Source organism: Mesorhizobium sp. M7A.F.Ca.US.010.02.1.1 (assembly GCF_004023085.1).
Classification (GTDB): Bacteria; Pseudomonadota; Alphaproteobacteria; order Rhizobiales; family Rhizobiaceae; genus Mesorhizobium.
This window is the reverse complement of record NZ_RZRV01000013.1, coordinates 24350-40800: the sequence shown is the minus strand read 5'-3', so window position 1 is coordinate 40800 and position 16451 is coordinate 24350. Positions and strand designations below refer to the sequence as shown.

The 16451-nt window shown below is 61.2% G+C and carries 17 protein-coding genes and 1 tRNA gene; 11 read left to right on the top strand and 7 right to left on the bottom strand.

The window, feature by feature from the left end; translation table 11 throughout:
* Positions 1–51 precede the first annotated feature (51 nt).
* The 4 genes from EOA19_RS16095 to rpmH form a co-directional block, all read right to left on the bottom strand.
* Positions 52–612, bottom strand: coding sequence for a fasciclin domain-containing protein (locus EOA19_RS16095; protein ID WP_128304169.1), 561 nt, complete (start codon positions 610–612; stop codon positions 52–54).
* A gap of 179 nt (positions 613–791) precedes the next feature.
* Complete coding sequence (gene yidC, locus EOA19_RS16090) at positions 792–2603, bottom strand: membrane protein insertase YidC (RefSeq protein ID WP_128304168.1); 1812 nt, start codon at positions 2601–2603, stop codon at positions 792–794.
* Positions 2604–2617: 14 nt separating this feature from the next.
* Positions 2618–2971, bottom strand: a complete 354-nt coding sequence (gene rnpA, locus EOA19_RS16085) for a ribonuclease P protein component (protein ID WP_013528505.1) — start codon at positions 2969–2971, stop codon at positions 2618–2620.
* 16 nt (positions 2972–2987) lie between these two features.
* Entirely contained in the window at positions 2988–3122 is a 135-nt protein-coding gene (gene rpmH, locus EOA19_RS16080) for a 50S ribosomal protein L34 (protein WP_008833937.1), read from the bottom strand.
* A gap of 278 nt (positions 3123–3400) precedes the next feature.
* On the opposite strand from rpmH, the gene EOA19_RS16070 reads away from it, so the two are divergent.
* Both EOA19_RS16070 and EOA19_RS16065 read left to right on the top strand, forming a co-directional pair.
* Positions 3401–4903, top strand: coding sequence for a HAMP domain-containing sensor histidine kinase (locus EOA19_RS16070; RefSeq protein ID WP_128304167.1), 1503 nt, complete (start codon positions 3401–3403; stop codon positions 4901–4903).
* Positions 4904–5157: 254 nt separating this feature from the next.
* Positions 5158–5234: transfer RNA gene (locus EOA19_RS16065), tRNA-Arg, on the top strand.
* Between the two features lie 273 nt (positions 5235–5507).
* Here EOA19_RS16065 and EOA19_RS16060 read toward each other — a convergent pair.
* Positions 5508–6398, bottom strand: coding sequence for a LysR family transcriptional regulator (locus tag EOA19_RS16060; RefSeq protein WP_128304166.1), 891 nt, complete (start codon positions 6396–6398; stop codon positions 5508–5510).
* 103 nt (positions 6399–6501) lie between these two features.
* On the opposite strand from EOA19_RS16060, the gene EOA19_RS16055 reads away from it, so the two are divergent.
* Together EOA19_RS16055 and EOA19_RS16050 are read left to right on the top strand one after the other, a co-directional pair.
* Complete coding sequence (locus tag EOA19_RS16055) at positions 6502–7296, top strand: SDR family oxidoreductase (RefSeq protein ID WP_128304165.1); 795 nt, start codon at positions 6502–6504, stop codon at positions 7294–7296.
* A gap of 295 nt (positions 7297–7591) precedes the next feature.
* Positions 7592–8350 carry an SDR family NAD(P)-dependent oxidoreductase gene (locus EOA19_RS16050; protein ID WP_128304164.1) on the top strand — a complete coding sequence of 253 codons (759 nt, stop codon included), beginning with the start codon at positions 7592–7594 and terminating at the stop codon, positions 8348–8350.
* 68 nt (positions 8351–8418) lie between these two features.
* Here EOA19_RS16050 and EOA19_RS16045 read toward each other — a convergent pair whose 3' ends face one another.
* Entirely contained in the window at positions 8419–8874 is a 456-nt protein-coding gene (locus EOA19_RS16045; RefSeq protein WP_128304163.1) for a hypothetical protein, read from the bottom strand.
* A 534-nt stretch (positions 8875–9408) separates the two neighbouring features.
* On the opposite strand from EOA19_RS16045, the gene EOA19_RS16040 reads away from it, so the two are divergent.
* The 3 genes from EOA19_RS16040 to EOA19_RS35280 all read left to right on the top strand — a co-directional run bounded on the left by EOA19_RS16040 (position 9409) and on the right by EOA19_RS35280 (position 11156).
* Positions 9409–9552: a hypothetical protein gene (locus EOA19_RS16040; RefSeq protein WP_245486188.1), complete on the top strand. Its 144-nt coding sequence runs from the start codon at positions 9409–9411 to the stop codon at positions 9550–9552.
* Between the two features lie 1054 nt (positions 9553–10606).
* Positions 10607–11008, top strand: a complete 402-nt coding sequence (locus tag EOA19_RS16030; RefSeq protein ID WP_128304162.1) for a hypothetical protein — start codon at positions 10607–10609, stop codon at positions 11006–11008.
* 10 nt (positions 11009–11018) lie between these two features.
* Entirely contained in the window at positions 11019–11156 is a 138-nt protein-coding gene (locus EOA19_RS35280) for a hypothetical protein (protein ID WP_164892940.1), read from the top strand.
* Positions 11157–11583: 427 nt separating this feature from the next.
* On the opposite strand, the gene EOA19_RS16025 is transcribed toward EOA19_RS35280, so the two are convergent.
* Positions 11584–12285 carry a GntR family transcriptional regulator gene (locus EOA19_RS16025; protein ID WP_128304161.1) on the bottom strand — a complete coding sequence of 234 codons (702 nt, stop codon included), beginning with the start codon at positions 12283–12285 and terminating at the stop codon, positions 11584–11586.
* 237 nt (positions 12286–12522) lie between these two features.
* Here EOA19_RS16025 and EOA19_RS16020 point away from each other — a divergent pair, with 237 nt between their 5' ends.
* The 4 genes from EOA19_RS16020 to EOA19_RS16005 all read left to right on the top strand — a co-directional run bounded on the left by EOA19_RS16020 (position 12523) and on the right by EOA19_RS16005 (position 16448).
* On the top strand, positions 12523–13563 hold the full coding sequence (locus tag EOA19_RS16020) for an ABC transporter substrate-binding protein (protein ID WP_128304160.1): 1041 nt from the start codon (positions 12523–12525) through the stop codon (positions 13561–13563).
* A gap of 79 nt (positions 13564–13642) precedes the next feature.
* Complete coding sequence (locus tag EOA19_RS16015) at positions 13643–14725, top strand: ABC transporter ATP-binding protein (RefSeq protein WP_128304159.1); 1083 nt, start codon at positions 13643–13645, stop codon at positions 14723–14725.
* Complete coding sequence (locus EOA19_RS16010; RefSeq protein WP_128304158.1) at positions 14725–15651, top strand: ABC transporter permease; 927 nt, start codon at positions 14725–14727, stop codon at positions 15649–15651. Before EOA19_RS16015 ends, EOA19_RS16010 begins: the two co-directional genes overlap by 1 nt.
* Positions 15648–16448 carry an ABC transporter permease gene (locus EOA19_RS16005; protein ID WP_128304157.1) on the top strand — a complete coding sequence of 267 codons (801 nt, stop codon included), beginning with the start codon at positions 15648–15650 and terminating at the stop codon, positions 16446–16448. Before EOA19_RS16010 ends, EOA19_RS16005 begins: the two co-directional genes overlap by 4 nt.
* Positions 16449–16451 lie beyond the last annotated feature (3 nt).

Sequence of the window (16451 nt, the reverse complement as noted above, 5' to 3'; positions counted from 1 at the left end):
AGGCCGAGAAAGCCCCAACGGACCTGCCTTGATCCCCTTTGCCGAAAGCCGTTACTTCGGCAACAGCACCTTGTTGACGACATGGATGACGCCGTTCGACTGGTTGACGTCGGCGATCGTCACCCGCGCCTCGCCGCCTGACTCATCCATGATGTAGAGCTTGCCCTTCTTGACTTCGGCGGTCAGCGTGTCACCGGAGACGGTTTTCATCTCGTACTTGCCGCCCATCGCCCTGGCCTTCTTCATCATTTCGGCGCCCGAAATCTTGCCGGCCACGACATGCGCGGTCAGCACCTTGGTGAGCTTGTCCTTGTTCTCCGGCTTCAGCAGCGTGTCGACGGTGCCCTTGGGCAATTTCGCAAACGCTGCATTGGTCGGGGCAAAGACTGTGAACGGGCCAGCGCCCTGCAGCGTGTCGACCAGGCCGGCGGCCTTGACGGCGGCGACCAGCGTCGTGTGGTCCTTCGAATTGACGGCGTTCTCGACGATGTTCTTGGTGGTGTACATCGGTGCGCCGCCGACATTCGGGTTTTTGGCGTAGGCGGGCGCGGCAATCGCCACGCCGGCGATGAGCGCGGAAAGGGCGATGGTCCTGAATGACGGCAAGCGCATGTGGTCTTCCTCCGGGTGAGGGCTGATCGGAATTGATAGCCTTTGGAAACGCACAGGCAGTCACGCCCCCGGCGAGGCGCAAGTTTCGCCGATCACGGGAACGTGATCCCGGAGTTGCTTAAACGGAAAAAGCCCCGCGCGAGGCGGGGCTTTGAAGGCTGGAGAAAGCGCTGCGCCTTCTATTCGGCCGGTGATGGTTTCTTTCGAAACAGTGCGACCAGATTGTCCCACAGCTCGATCTTGGCGCCCTGGCGCTTCATGATGATGCCCTGCTGGAGGATCGACAGCGTGTTGTTCCAGGCCCAGTAGATGACCAGGCCGGCCGGGAAACCCGCCATCATGAAGGTGAAGATGACAGGCATCCAGGTGAAGATCGCCGCCTGCGTCGGGTCCGGCGGCGTCGGGTTCATGCGCATCTGCAGGAACATGGTGACGCCCATGATCAGCGGCCAGACGCCGATCATCAGCATGTGCGGCAGGGTGACCGGGATCAGGCCGAACAGGTTGAACAGCGACGTCGGGTCGGGTGCGGCCAGATCCTGGATCCAGCCGAAGAACGGCGCGTGCCGCATCTCGATGGTGATGTAGAGCACCTTGTAGAGCGAGAAGAAGACCGGGATCTGCAGCGCCACCGGCCAGCAGCCGGCAAGCGGGTTGATCTTCTCGGTCTTGTACAGCTCCATCATCGCCTGCTGCTGCTTCATCTTATCGTCCGCGTATTTCTCGCGGATCTCGAGCATTTTCGGCTGCACCTTCTTCATGTTCGCCATCGACGCGTAGGACTTGTTGGCGAGCGGATAGAAGATGGCCTTGACGATGACGGTGGTGGCGAGGATGGCCAGGCCGAAATTGCCGAAGAATTTGTAGAGCGTGTCGATCAGCCAGAACATCGGCTTGGTGATGAAGTGGAACCAGCCCCAGTCGATCAGGAGATCGAACCGCTTGATATGACGGTCTTCCGCATAGGCGTTGATCTTGCCGACTTCCTTGGCGCCGGCGAAGATTTCGCTCTCCACCGTCGCCGACTGGCCGGCATCGACGGTGATCGGGTCGGTCAGGAAGTCGGACTGGTAGCGATGGCGGCCGTCCTCGAAATAGGCGTAGCGCGGCTGGAACGGCTGCTTCTCCGTCGGCACCAGCGTCACCGCCCAGTATTTGTCGGTGATGCCGAGCCACCCGTCGGTCGACTTGCCCGGCGTGAACTGCTTGTCCTTCTCGATGGACGCGTATTTGTGCTCCTGCAGGCCTTCGGTGCCGGTGAAGCCGATCAGGCCCTCATGCAGCACATAGGTGCTGGCAACGAGCGGCTTGTCGAAGCGGGTGACACGGCCGTAATTGGACAGCGAGACGGCGGCCGTGCCCGTATTCTGCACCGTGTCGGACACCGTGAACATGTAGTTGGTGTCGACGGAAAAGGTGCGCTTGAAGGTCAGGCCCTTGTCGTTCGAATAGGTCAGCGTGACCGGGGTCGTCGGCGTCAGCGTCGCATTGCCGTCGACGGCCCACACAGTCTCGGGACCGGGCACCGCGCCGGTCTTGTCGTTGCCGACGAAGCCGATCTCGGCATAGTAGCCATTGGGGAGTGCTGCCGGGTTGAGCAGGCTGATCTCGGGCGAGTTCTTGTCGACCGTCTCGGTGTAGTGCTTGAGCTTGAGGTCGTCGAGACGGGCGCCGGTCAGGTTGATCGAACCCTCGAGGCTCGGCGTGTCGATCCTGGCGCGGGTGGTCGTGGCGAGTGCCTGTTCGCGGCCGGCCGGCGTCACGGCGTCTGTTCCCGGTGCGTTGGGAATGGCGCCAGGGGCGGCGGGCGTTCCGGTGTCGGTACCGGGCTTGGTGCCGGCGGCCTTCTTCTGCTCCTCGACGCGCTGCTGTTCGACGCGGGCTGCCTCGCGCTGCGCTTCGCTGCGCGGCAACACGTAAAAATATTGCCATACCGCCAGGATCAGCACCGACAGCGCGATGGTGATGAAGAAGTTCCGGTTGTTTTCCATCGAAAGCCCTTGGCCTATCGTGTTCCGCGCAGTCGGCGGGAGAGTTCGGCCTTCAACTGGCCGAACGGAGTGGTAAGCACGTCTTCGCGCCCGACGATGACATAGTCATTGCCAGGCGCCATGTCACTTGCAGCATGCGTGCGGACGGCTTCTCGCAGCCGCCGCCGGACACGGTTGCGGACAACCGCATTGCCGACCTTCTTGGTGACGGTGTAGCCGACGCGCGGCGACAGGCCGTCGCCGCGGTCGAGGACTTCAACGAGAAAAAGCCGCCCGCGTCGCTTTTCACCACGACGGACAGCCAGGAATTCCGCGCGCTTCAGAAGCCGCTTGGGATTTGGTCCCACTGGCTTGCCGGATGCGGGCAACGATCTCGTCTTCCGTTCAGGCGCTGAGCCGCTTGCGACCGCGGTTGCGGCGAGCTGCGACGACGCCGCGACCACCCTTGGTGGCCATGCGGGCACGGAAGCCGTGCCGACGTTTGCGGACGAGTTTAGACGGTTGGTAGGTACGCTTCATTTGTTTTAATACCGCGGGGTGCGGCCCTTCTTGATTCTGTCACTGTGTAACAGGAGCTTTGCCGGGCCGGCTTTGGCGCGATCGAAACCGCGCCGGGACGAATGGCCCGAGCGTGTGCGGGCTTATAGAAAGAAGGCTTTTGGAAGTCAATCCGGAGTCGTCGGGCGCAATCCGGCTCCGTTCAGGCCGGTTTATGTTTGCGACCAAGGATGAAATTGGCAAGAAAGCCGTAATCGCCTAATCTGCGTTGATCAAGTGATCGTGAAGACATTAGCCGCATGAGCGAAACCGTACAGGCACAGGAAGGGATCGGCACGGCGGGGCCCACCGAGGCGCCAGCCACCGTGCGCACGGTTCCGCTGTCGCGCGGCCTATCGACCAAGCTGCTGCTGCTGACCATCGTCTTCGTGCTGTTGGCCGAAGTGCTGATCTTCCTGCCCTGGATCGCCAGCTACCGGCTGAACTGGCTGAAGGAGCGGCTGAGCACGGCGGCGGCGGTGTCGATCGTGCTGGTGCAAGGTGAATCCACCTCGCTGTCGCGCACGGCCCAGAACGACGTGCTGATGGCGATCGGCGCCAAGGCGATCGCGGTGCGCGACGGCGGCGTCTCGCGGCTGCTGGTGGTGGCCGAAATGCCGCCGAAGGTCGACGAACACATCGATATCGCTTCGATCGGCATGATCAAGGGCATGACCGGCGCGCTCGACACGCTGTTTTTCGGCGGCGACCGGATGCTGCGCGTCTTCGGCCCGGTCGGCGAGTCCGACAAGGAGTTCGAGCTGATCATGCCGGACAACAGCCTGCGCAATGCGATGCTGCGCTATTCGCGCAACGTCGCCTTCGTCTCGCTGCTGATCTCGCTGTTCACCGCCATGCTGGTCTATGCCGCCATCGACCTGATCATGATCGGGCCGATCCGGACGATGACGCGCTCGATGCTGTCCTTCTCCGAAGCCCCTGACGATCCGGGGCGTGTCATCCATCCGGCCGCCCGCGCCGACGAGATCGGCGTCGCCGAGCGCGAGCTGTCGCAGATGCAGGAGCGGCTGCAAAAAATGCTCTCCGAGCAGAAGCACCTTGCCGACCTCGGCCTTGCCGTCTCCAAGATCAACCATGACATGCGCAACATCCTGGCTTCGGCGCAGCTGATGTCGGACCGCCTGCGCCAGGTCAAGGACCCGACCGTGCAGGCCTTCGCACCGAAACTGCTGCGCGCGCTCGACCGTGCCGTGTCCTATTCCGAAGGCGTGCTGGCCTATGGCCGCACCCAGGAGCCGCCGCCGGCGCGCCGACGCTTGAGGCTGCGCCAGCTGGTCGAGGACGTGCAAGGCCTGCTCGACATCGAGCAGGGCATCGAGTTCGTGAATTCCGTCGAGCCGGCCTTCGAGGTGGACGCCGATTCCGATCAGCTGTTCCGCGTGCTCACCAATCTGTGCCGCAACTCGGTGCAGGCGATGGCGGCAGACAGCGAAAACGCCCTGGTGCGCCGCCTGGCGGTGTCGGCCGTGCGCCTGGGCAGCGTCAGCCGCATCGCCGTCAGCGACACCGGCCCCGGCCTGCCGCCGAAAGCGCGCGAAAACCTGTTCGCGGCCTTTCGCGGCTCGGCGCGCAGCGGCGGCACCGGCCTTGGCCTGGCGATCGCGCACGAACTGATCCGGGCGCATGGCGGCACGGTGGAACTGGTCGAGAGCATTGGCGGGCGCACCATATTCGCGGTCACCATCCCCGACCAGCCGGTCCGGCTCGACCAGGCCCGCAACGGCCTGCGCCGCCCGGCGTGATCCTTTAAGCACTGTCTGCCCTATGCTCGTGCCTCTCTGGGCAGATGCTTCTTCCTAACGAGGAGGAAACCGGCCTCGGCTTCGGACCGTTTCCAGACGCCGGAATCCGGGCCGTCATCGCCAGCCAAGGCACTTGTGACAAAACTTTTACCGGAGCGGCTTGCTTTTCCGAAATTCAGTCGCTAGGGAACACGTCTCGTCGCGGCCGGTCCTCAGGATCGGATCGCGGGGCCGTTCAAAACACGGCCTGATGCGCGCCCGTAGCTCAGCTGGATAGAGCACCAGACTACGAATCTGGGGGTCAGGAGTTCGAATCTCTTCGGGCGCGCCAAATACCCCACCACTACGGTACACTGCTGCGAACACCACGCGTCAGCCTGAGTGGAAAAACGAGGAGGCTTGAGCAATGGTCGTAGCGTGTCGATTGCCGGCCAGGTGCGGTTGTGAAGGCTGCTTGGAAAGCGTCAACCAACAGCTTTGCACTGTTCGCGCAGCAGGCGAAGCCTCCCTTTGGCCCTAAGCGGAAGTTGCGGCGACAGGGCGTTGCGGTACCTAGCTAGGCGTCCAGCACCACCGATGGTGATCGGCGTTACTTCGGCCTGAGCTAGAGACGCTGCGGGACGGCTGCTGCAAAGAAGTCGGTCGCGCGGCGCACGCGTGCCGGCACGAACCGACGCTTCGGCCAGACGAGGCTGATGTCTCTGACGTCGTCGAGAAAATCGTCGAGTATCGTGATCACATCAGGATGATTGAGCTCATCGGCGAGCGAGACCTTGGCGAAGAGGCCAATTCCGACGCCGGCTAGAACCCCAGCCCGGATCATTTCGACGCTGTTGGACGATAAGTTGCCGCGAACGGACACGCTGAACCGTCCGTGTGGGCCTGCAAAGGGCCATTTCGCCAATTCCGTCAGGCCACCGTATAGAAGGCAATTGTGCTCACTCAGGTCTGAGGGGGTCTTCGGCATCCCATGCTTCTCGAAATAGCGACGGGACCCGACGCAAACGAGGGGCGTGACCGCCACCCGGCGGACAACCGCGTCTGAGTCTTCGACAGGCCCCACCCTGATCGCCAGGTCGATCCGATCTTCCACCATGTCTCGCACGAAATCCGAAAGAACGAGATCCACCTGAAGGCCGGGATAAAGCGACAACAACTCGGGTATCAGCGGCAGGATATGCAGGCGGCCAAATGTGGAGGCCGCGCTGATCCTGATGAGGCCCGAAACAGTCTGCGTGCTGCTCGTGAGTTCGCTATCGGCATCGTCGATTTCATCAACGAGCGGCTTCGTCCGGTCATAGTATCGCTGCCCCTGATCCGTCAGGGTCACGCTGCGGGTGCTTCGATTGAACAGCGCCACGCCGAGGCGTTTCTCGAGCGCGGCGATTGCCTTGCTGACAGCGGGCTGTGACTCGCCGGTCCGACGCGCAGCAGCCGAAAAGCCGCCCGATTCGACCACCGCGATAAAGGCACTCAACTCGTGAAATCGGTCCATTCTATTCTCCTTAGGCATCAATCTTATGGAGATATGCGTTATTATCAATGTTTTTCACATGACCTAAATGAGGCGTCTACCAACGCTTGAAAGGGAATGTGCCATGAATATCGATAGTACCGGACGCAAGGCGGTTGTTACTGGGTCTACGGCGGGCATTGGCCGAGCCATTGCCGAAGGGTTGGCGCGTGCGGGCGCCTCGGTCGTCATCAACGGTCGCCGCGAGGACAGGGTCGCCGCAACGCTTCGCGAGTTGCGCGCCCTTTTCCCGAAAGGCGAATTCGTCGGTGTCGTCGCCGATCTTGCCACCCCGGAAGGCGCGGCCGAGTTGTTCGCGCGGGCGCCGGATGCGGACATTCTCGTGAACAATGTGGGCACGGGGCGCGCGAAGCCGTTCTTCGATATTGCCGATAAGGAGTGGATTGACCTCTTCGAGCTCAACGTCATGAGCGGCGTCCGCGCTTCCCGCCACTATGCGTCGGGCATGGCGAAGCGCGGCTGGGGGCGTGTCGTCTTCATCAGCAGCGAGTCCGCGCTCGCAATCCCCAAGGACATGATCGATTACGCCATGACCAAGACCGCTCAGCTCGCCATCGCGAGGGGACTGGCCGAGGCGGTCGGCGGAACGGGGGTCACCGTCAATTCGGTCCTCCCTGGTCCAACGAATTCGGAGATCATGAGCGGTTGGATGAAGGCGACCGCGGAGGCGCAGGGCATTACGCAAGAGGAAGCCGAGCAGCAGTTCCTGAAGACGTTGCGCCCGACAACACTCCTCAATCGCTTCACGACAACTGAAGAGGTCGCGAACCTGGTCGTCTACGTCTGCTCGGAGCAGGCGTCGGGGACAACAGGCACGTCCTTGCGTGTCGACGGCGGTGTCGTGCGGACAATCGCATAAGGCTTCCACTTCGCGCAACGCTTGACGCGGTTTTGCGGCAGAACCATCGACTGCAGCAATTGCTCAGCCGGAAATCGTGAAAGGGCGGTTAGTTCTTCAAAAAACGGGCGATCGGGCTTGCGGTAGCCCAACGCCGCCGAATAGTGGATGCCGTCGCTATGCTGGCCCAAGCCAAGTCTGGTCAGTGGCTGGATTGATCCTTCCCAGCAGCGCGCTGCTGACGAAGCTCTTCAAGAGGGCTCGATGTTCGGCCTTCCATTGTTCTAAAACCAATAGGCGAGAGGCGGAGCCGGATTTGACCAAGAACACCATAAAGCGCGCACTAATCACCGGGGCTGGTGCGGCCGACGGGATCGGCTTTGCCATTGCCCGGCAGCTTGGCCATGCCGGCCATGCCGTTTTCCTCACGGGTGCCAGTGGGCGTGTGCTCGATCGCGCCGCCGCGCTTTGCCGCGAAGGCATCGATGCCAAAGCCGTGGTCGCCGATCTCACCATCGCTGCTGATGTCGCGCGGCTGCGGGCTGATGTCGGTGCGGTCGATATCCTGGTCAACAATGCCGGCATGGGCTCGCTGGCGTCGCCATCGGTCGACAAGGCGTTCCTCGCCATGACCGAGGCCGACTGGGACCGGGGGATCGACGTCAGCCTGAAGACCGCGTTTCTGGTCACCCGTGCGTTCCTGCCGGCGATGGTCGAAGCGGGCTACGGGCGCATCGTCAATGTGGCGTCGGTCACCGGGCCGCTGGTGTCTTTCGAAGGCACATCAGCCTATTCCGCCGCCAAGGCCGGCATGGTCGGCCTGACGCGCACGCTGGCGCTCGAAGTGGCGAAAAGCGGCATCACGGCCAATGCCGTGGCTCCAGGCTGGATCGAAACGGGGTCGTCGAGCGAGATGGAGCGGCAAGCCGCCCTGCATACGCCGCCGGCACGAGCCGGGCGGCCCGACGAGGTGGCTGCAGCGGTGGTGTTCCTGGCCTCGGAAGGTGCCAGCTATGTCAATGGCGCCCTGCTGGTGGTCGATGGCGGCAACAGCCTTCAGGAGCGCAAGGGCTGAAGGCTGTTGCCGCCGTGTGGGGCGCGCTTTGTCCCGCGAAGGCCATTCGCGACTTGGCAAGAAGGCAATCAAAACTCAGATTTAGCCTGCCGCCAGTTGTGCTTCATCACCAGCCGATGCTTGCGGACGAAGTTCATGTCTAGCGACATTCCCAAGTAGGCAAGTCGGTCAAGAAGGTCGCGCTCCATCGCGTATTCGTCTTGGGCCGCGGCGTCTACGCTGTCAGGGTTGGTCATGAAAAGCATTTCCGTAGCAATGCGACGGATTCCCAAACGCAGCCGTCTGCGAGTGATGTTGTAGCGCGGCCGATCGATCAGCCTGTCGAGTTCACTAAGCTTGGCATCGAGGTCCAATACCAAGTCCTTGTATCGATCACTCCATCTCAATCGGGCCTCAGCTATTTTCTGTCGCCCAGCTCGCCTCGCGGTGATCCATGACGCCCAGATAGAGGCCAACGAAGCAGCGATTATTGCCAGCACCGCCGCAAAACCGAACCAATCTTGACTGTCCCAACCTGCAAACATAGTCATCTCTCCCCACCCCCGCCCGCTTTCGCTTTGAACAGCGTCGGCACTTGTCGCCAAGGCTCGTTGGGGATCATACGGTCCGCATGAAGTCTCGTGTGCCGTCCATTTCGGCCTGCAGAGGACCGACGGACGTTGGGGCTCCGGCGATGTTGCCGCGCTGGCTCTCGCAAAATCGGATCACGAAATCCCTATGCTCAGGGAATTGGCGGAGTTGGTAAACGGCAGCCATCTTACTCGCAATAGGAGTGGGACTGTCGATGTACTGCATAAGTTCGAAAAATTGGCCTCGCCGCTTGTTTCCAGCGTCCTGAAACAGCCGGACTACATAAGCAGCCGTCCCTGACAACGTGGTTAGTGGCACGATAATACCAATCAGGGCTATCCACCACTGCAATTCACTAGCGACAGCTTGAGGTGCCATCTTCATTTCGCCCCTAAAAATCCAAACCCCAATCCAGATAAATCATTGATACCGCCCGCCTACAAGAAAAAGTGCTTCGTCCCTGAATACTTGTTGTTCGCGGTCCAGCAATGAAGAAATCGCATCCCCGCTCGCGGGCCGGGCGGCTGGATGCCGCAGCTGTGGTGTTCCTGGCATCGGAAGGCGCCAACTATGTCAACGGCGTCCTGCTGGTGATCGATGGCGGCAACAGCCTTCAGGAGCGCAAGGGCTAAGGCCCTGCCGGCAGTTGTCATTAGGGTCAGTCGGCGGGCACGCCTCGTCCGCGCTGCCAACGCCCCTCACGACGCCTTGGCCAGGAAATTCCGATAGTCCGACTTGGCCTGCAGCAGGCGCAGCACGTTGTCTCGCGATCCGCGCACATGGGCGCGCGCCAGCGTGCCGGCTCGGCTGGCGTCGCCGGCGCAGATGCGTCGACGATTTCGGCGTGCTCATCGCGGGCGATCTTCCATTCGTCCAGCCAGAGCAGTTCCGTCCAGACATAGTGCTGGCATTTATCGAGGATGCCGTGCAGAGACCGCAAGCGCTCCCCTCAGCGGCTTCGGGGGCTCGGCGAGCAAAACGCTGGGGCCTTCTTCTTGTACCCTATAGATGCACGCTTAACCGGCCTGGATCTCCCAGCCGTCACGCCGATACAGGGAGTGCTGGACAAGTAGAAAAAGTCGGAAAAGTGACATTGGCAGCGTCACAAAATGCTGCTAGACCGCACTCTGCCTTCGCGGTGTGTCCACAGCAACGCGGAACGGAACCGAAGCGCCACCGCGCCAGGCTCCTGAAAAAGGCGACGGGAGTTCGCAGCTCCCGCCGGTATGACTACTCGGTCTCCAAAACCGGTCTGATCTAAGCGAGAGCGCTGTTGGGAAACCAATGGCGCTTTCGTGTTTGTGCATTACGCACACTGCCTACGTTTGTCAACTTTGTAACCGTTATGGTAACCGGTAATTCGACCAATCATTCCCATTTAGCTATCCGCAATTGATTGCGTTTGCCTGCGGCCATTATCGTTCATTGTTCCGGGCATTGATTGCACAAATGACCAGCTTGTGTACGCGGTAATTCCCGGCGCTTGTCGTTATGCGTACGGCGCATCAATCCCGCCGCTTGTCGTTGAATAACACGAGCTTCTCACCGTAAAACGCAACACGGTCTGCATAGCGTTATAGAGCAGGCGTCAACAAGGACGCCGCTTATGACCCTTCTGCAAATCGCTTACGCAATGCTCGCTGTCTCGTATATTCTCGCCGTAGTGGGGATACGGGTGGGACATTGATGGACGACAATCAGAATACCGACAAAGCTAAAAACCCTGAAGTGCGCTTTGCTTCAGCTTTTGACGACGGAAAACGTTTGTCCGATTTTATCGGAATGATTGTCCGCATGTCGTTCGTTCTGTTTGTCACTCTTTATTTCATCAAAAAGGGACAGGAAACGCCTGTCCCTTTCAATGTTATTTTCCTTTTTTGTGCAATTGTCTTCGGGCTTCTGGCAGCCAAAATGCTGGTATTTCTCAATCAGATAATGGCCAAATATATCGGCGAGAAGTACCTCGTCGCGAATAGCGTGGTTCGCATGAAGCTACTCATCGTAGTGCTTTCGATCGCGATGTTGATATTTTCGATCGGCTTCGGAGTGTTCCTTATGGATGGTGCCCAGGCCCTTCTAAAGAAGTGAGAGAGACATAATGTTTGAGCTTCACTTCGGCAGCCCGCCCGATCCTCCGCCAGCGCCCGAGCCGGGCCGCTTGATCAACTATCTGACGATTGGTGCCAACGTGATCGGTTCGATTGCGTGGCCGGTTGCAATCGTGGTTGTTGCTTAATATTCCGCAAACAGTTGGTGCGGCTCGTTGAGGAACCGTCCGCTACCAGTATCTCACGAGGTTGATTATCCTCCAAGTTTTAGCCTTGGGACCGCAGGACTGGTTCCTCTGCTGCCCCACTTGAGAAAATGATGGTTGACCGACAACTATCTGCGCATATGAAAGGGGTCCTCCAAAAGCGAAGGACCAAATCATGACCCTTATCCAGTTAGCTTACATCCTGCTTTGTGCGGGATATTTCGTCGCGCTGCTCGCTATGCTGACGGCGCATTAGCTTGTGAAATCAATTTCAAAAATACCGAGGAAACTACGGTTTCTTGAAGGACGTGTCGCCCGAGCCCGGCGACTGAGGCAGCCCGCAGGACGCGGGCAGGCGCCTTGTCTTAGCGCAACCGGTTCATTGAGCGACTTCAGGCCATCAGCCCGTTCACGACGCCTTGGCCAGGAAATTCCGATAGTCCGACTTGGCCTGCAGCAGGCGCAGCACATTGTCGCGCGAGCCGCGCACATGGGCGCGTGCCAGCGTGCCGGCTCTGGCGGCGTCGCCAGCGCAGATGGCATCGACGATTTCGGCATGCTCGTCGCGGGCGATCTTCCATTCGTCCAGCCACAAAAGTTCGGTCCAGACATAGTGCTGGCACTTGTCGAGGATGCCGCACAGCATGCCGTGCAGCATCACATTGCCGCTGATTTCGGCGATGACGCGGTGCAGGTCAATGCCGACCTCAAGCTCCTGGAATTTTTCCCTGTTGGTGCGCTCCGGAATGGCGGCCAGCCGCTCGCATTCGGCCAGCATGGCGCGCAGCCGTGCCTTGTCCTGGTCCGTCGCCGCCGCTGCCGCCAGTTCCGTCGCGTGGCCGTCGAGCAGCTCGCGTATCTCGAAGGCCTCGCGGAACATGTTGATGTCGAACTCGGTGACGACATAGCCCTGGCGCGGCCGGCCGGTGACCAGCCCGTCGCGCTCGAGACGGTTGAAGGCCTCGCGCACCGGGGTGCGGCTGACAGTCAGCTTCGCCGCGATGTCGTTTTCGGTGACGCGCGAGCCCGGCGGAATCTGGCCGGTCACGATCATCGCCTTGAGCGCGGAGTAGACCGAGTCGCGCAACGTATTTTTGGTTTCCTTGGCCAAGCTTCCCTTCCCACTTCTCCGGCCTTTCAGCCGGAACACGCATAGCTGTAGCCGCAGTCGGCATAATTTGCCACGCCCCCGGCGACGCCGTTCCTCGCCAACCTGGTCCAGCACAAAGCGTAATTTCGAGCGCGCCGGCGGTGTTGACAACATCGATCGCTAAGCTACACTCAAAATTGTATACAAAACAGCATGCCAAATCAAAAATAATGGGAACACCGGTTGGAGAGCCGAAAAATGAACAGGACCAGAAGCGTTAGTATCGTTGCGATGGCGGGCCTCATGGCTTCGTTCGCAGCCCCCGCCATGGCGGGCGACACCATCACCGTCGCCTCATGGGGCGGCACCTACCAGGAGGCGCAGACCAAGGCGTTTTTCAAGCCGACCGCCGACGCGCTCGGCATCACCATCAAGGAAGACACCACCAACGGCCTCGACGACGTCCGGCTGCAGGTGACCGGCAATGCGGTGAAGTGGGACATCACCGAACTTGGCGCCGACGAATGTGCGCGCGGCTCGAAGGAAGGGCTGTTCGAGAAGCTCGACTACGGCATCATCGACAAGAGCGGCATCAACCCGAAGCTTGTCCATGACGACTGGGTCGGCATTTCCTACACATCCGTCGTGCTGATCTACCGGACCGATGTGTTCGGCGACAAAGGCCCGCAGACCTGGGCCGACTTCTGGAACGTGGAAAAGTTTCCGGGACGGCGCGCGCTGAGCGGCAGCCAGGCGACCGAAACGCTGAGCGTCGCGGCACTGGCCGAAGGCATTCCGATCGACAAGGTCTATCCGGTCGATATCGACGGCGCGTTGAAATCCGTCGACAAGATCCGTGGCCATATCGACGCCTGGTGGACCTCCGGCGCGCAGGCCATGCAGTTGGTGAAGGACGGCGAAGTCGACATGGCGAGCATCTGGAACGGCCGTGCCGGCACCTTAAAGAAGGAAGGCGCGCCGGTCAGCTTCTCCTTCGACCAGGGCGTGCTGACCGCCGACTGCATGGTCATCCCCAAGGGCTCCAAGAACAAGGAAGCCGCGATGAAGGCGCTGGCGATGTTCGTCAGCCCGCAATTGCAGGCCAATCTGCCGCTCTATGTCGATAATGGCCCGGTCAACGAGAAGGCTTTCGAGACCGGCAAGATCCCGCAGGACAGGATCAAGGACATCAATTCGGCGCCCGAAAACGTCAAGAAGCAGGTGTTGCAGGATGCCGAGTTCTGGCGCGACAATCTGGTCGAGGCGACGGAAAAGTTCAACAATCTGATCCAGCAATAGGCTGCGGCCGCAACCCAAACCACGGCAGGGCGACGCCTCGCCCTGCTTTCGCCGCCTCAGCCCCTGGGAGAGAAAAATCTTGTCCATTGCGCCATCCGCGTTGCCGATCGGCATGCGCGGGATCGAGAAACGATTTGGCAGCGTGCCTGTGCTGCGCGACCTCAACCTCGACGTTGAGGCTGGTGAATTCCTGACGCTGCTGGGGCCTTCCGGTTCCGGCAAGACGACGCTGCTGATGATCCTGGCCGGCTTTGTGCGGGCCAATGCCGGCTCGATCAGGGTCGGCGGCGACGAGATCATCACCACGCCGCCGCACAAGCGCAACATCGGCATGGTGTTTCAGAACTACGCGCTGTTTCCGCATATGAACGTCTTTCACAACATCGCCTTTCCGCTGAAGCAGCGCGGCGTTGCCGCCGCCGAGACGGCCGAGCGTGTCGAAAAGGCGCTCGATCTGGTGAAATTGCAGGGGCTGGGCGAGCGCCGGGTCGACCAGCTCTCCGGCGGCCAGCGCCAGCGCGTGGCGCTGGCGCGCGCCATCGTCTTCGAACCGCGCATCGTGCTGATGGATGAGCCCCTGTCGGCATTGGACAAGGGCCTGCGCGAGCATATGCAGATCGAACTGCGCGCCCTGCATCGCCGGCTTGGCATGACCACGGTCTATGTCACGCATGACCAGCGCGAAGCCATCACCATGTCGGACCGCATCGCGGTGATGAATGGCGGGCGCATCGAACAGCTCGACAAGCCCGAAACCCTCTACGCCACGCCGCGGACGCAATTTGTAGCCGGCTTCATCGGCGAATCGAATTTCATTCCGGTCGAGTGCCGCAACGGCTCCGTCTGGTATGAGGACCGGAGAATCCACACCGCGGCACCCGTGCCGGCGGCAGGCCAGCACCTGATGGTGGTGCGGCCGGAAAAGCTGCGGCTCTTGGCAAACGCCAAACCGACAAGCGGCATCAACGTGCTCGAGGCGAAAGTCAGCGACATCATCTATCAGGGCGACAGCTTCGTCTGCTATGCGGTGCTGCGCGACGGCCGGCAGCTGACTTTGCGCGACTATTGCCGCAGCGATGTGCTGGCGAAAATGCCCGCACCCGGCCAGCCAGTCTCATTCGGTCTCGATGCGCAGGACACGATCCTGGTGGCGGCAGACTGATGAGCGCGCAGACCGCCCTCATGCAGGAGAAAGCCGGCCGCTCGGGCCCGGATCTGAACACGCAGGCGCTGCATATGGACGCTCGGCGCGAGTCGTTGCGGTTGCTGGCGCTGCTGTCGCCGAGCCTGTTGCTGGTCTTCGCCATCATCATCGTGCCCATCGGCTGGCTGTTCTGGCTGTCGCTGTTCGACGAAGCCGGCGCCTTCAGTCCCGCCAATTATGCGCGCTTCTTCGAACAGGCCTCCTACATCAAGACCTTCATCACCACCTTCAAGGTCGCCTTCATCGTCACCGGCGCCTGTGTTCTGCTTGGCTATCCCCTGGCTTACATGCTGTCGCAGCTGCCGCGCCGGGCGGCGTCGATCTGCCTGATCTTCGTCATCCTGCCGTTCTGGACATCGGTTCTGGTGCGCACCTATGCCTGGCTGGTGATCCTGCAGCGCAAGGGCCTGATCAACAGCTGGCTGATCGACCTCGGCGTGATCAGCCAGCCGCTGTCGCTCGCCAACAATTTTTCGGGCGTCGTCATCGGCATGACGCATATCCTGCTGCCGTTCCTGGTGCTGCCGCTTTACGCCTCGATGAAGACAATCGACACCGACTGCCTGCGCGCCGGCATGAATCTCGGTGCCGGCCCGGCCGCTACCTTCCGGCAGATCTTCTTTCCGCTGTCGCTGCCCGGCCTCGCCTCGGGCGTGGTCATCGTCTTCGTGCTGTGCCTGGGCTTCTTCGTCACGCCTGCGCTGATGGGCGGCGGCAAGGTGATCATGTGGGCGATGCGCATGGAACAGACCACCAGCCTCTATTCCAACTGGGGTGCGGGGGCGGCGCTTGGCGTGGTGCTGCTGGTGGTCACGCTGGCGCTTCTCGGACTGTTCCAGTGGCTGCTCGGCGCGCGCGCCACAGGTGTGTGGAGTTCACGATGAGCGAAGACGTCGGCCTGCCGATCTCGCACCGGCAACGTCTGTGGCTCTACGGCCTCGGCGGCCTCGTGCTGTTGTTCCTGATCGCGCCGTCGATCATCATCGTCATCATGTCGTTTTCGGATTCGACGCTGCTGCAATTCCCGCCGCAGCAATGGTCGCTGCGCTGGTACCAGACCTATTTTGGCTCACTGGAATGGCGCGACGCCACGATCGTCTCGGTCAAGGTGGCTGTTATGACCGTGCTCGTCGCGACACCGCTCGGCACCGCTGCAGCCTATGCCATCAACAGGGGCACGCTGCGCCTCAACGGCACCATCAACGCGCTGCTGACGGCGTCGCTGATCGTTCCGGTGATCCTGATCGGCATCGGCACCTTCTTCCTCTATGCCCGCATCGGGCTCAACAACACGCTGACCGGGCTGGTCATCGCGCATACGGTGCAGGCCTTGCCGCTGGTGGTGCTGACGGTGCTGTCGGGATTGCGCTCCTACGACATGAACCAGGAGCGGGTGGCGCGCAGCCTTGGCGCCGGCCGCGTCGCCGCCTTCTGGCAGGTGACGATGCCGCAGATCCGCTTCTCGATCGTTTCGGGCGCGCTGTTTGCCTTCATCACCTCTTTCGACGAAGTGGTGGTTTCGCTGTTCATATCGGGCGGCGAGACCACGACATTGACACGCCGCATGTTCAACGCGCTGCGCGACCAGATCGACCCGACGATCGCCGCCATCTCGACCTGCCTGATCGTGCTCTCGGTCGTGCTGTTGTCGGTTGCGCAGATCTTCGGCCGGCGGCATTGATTT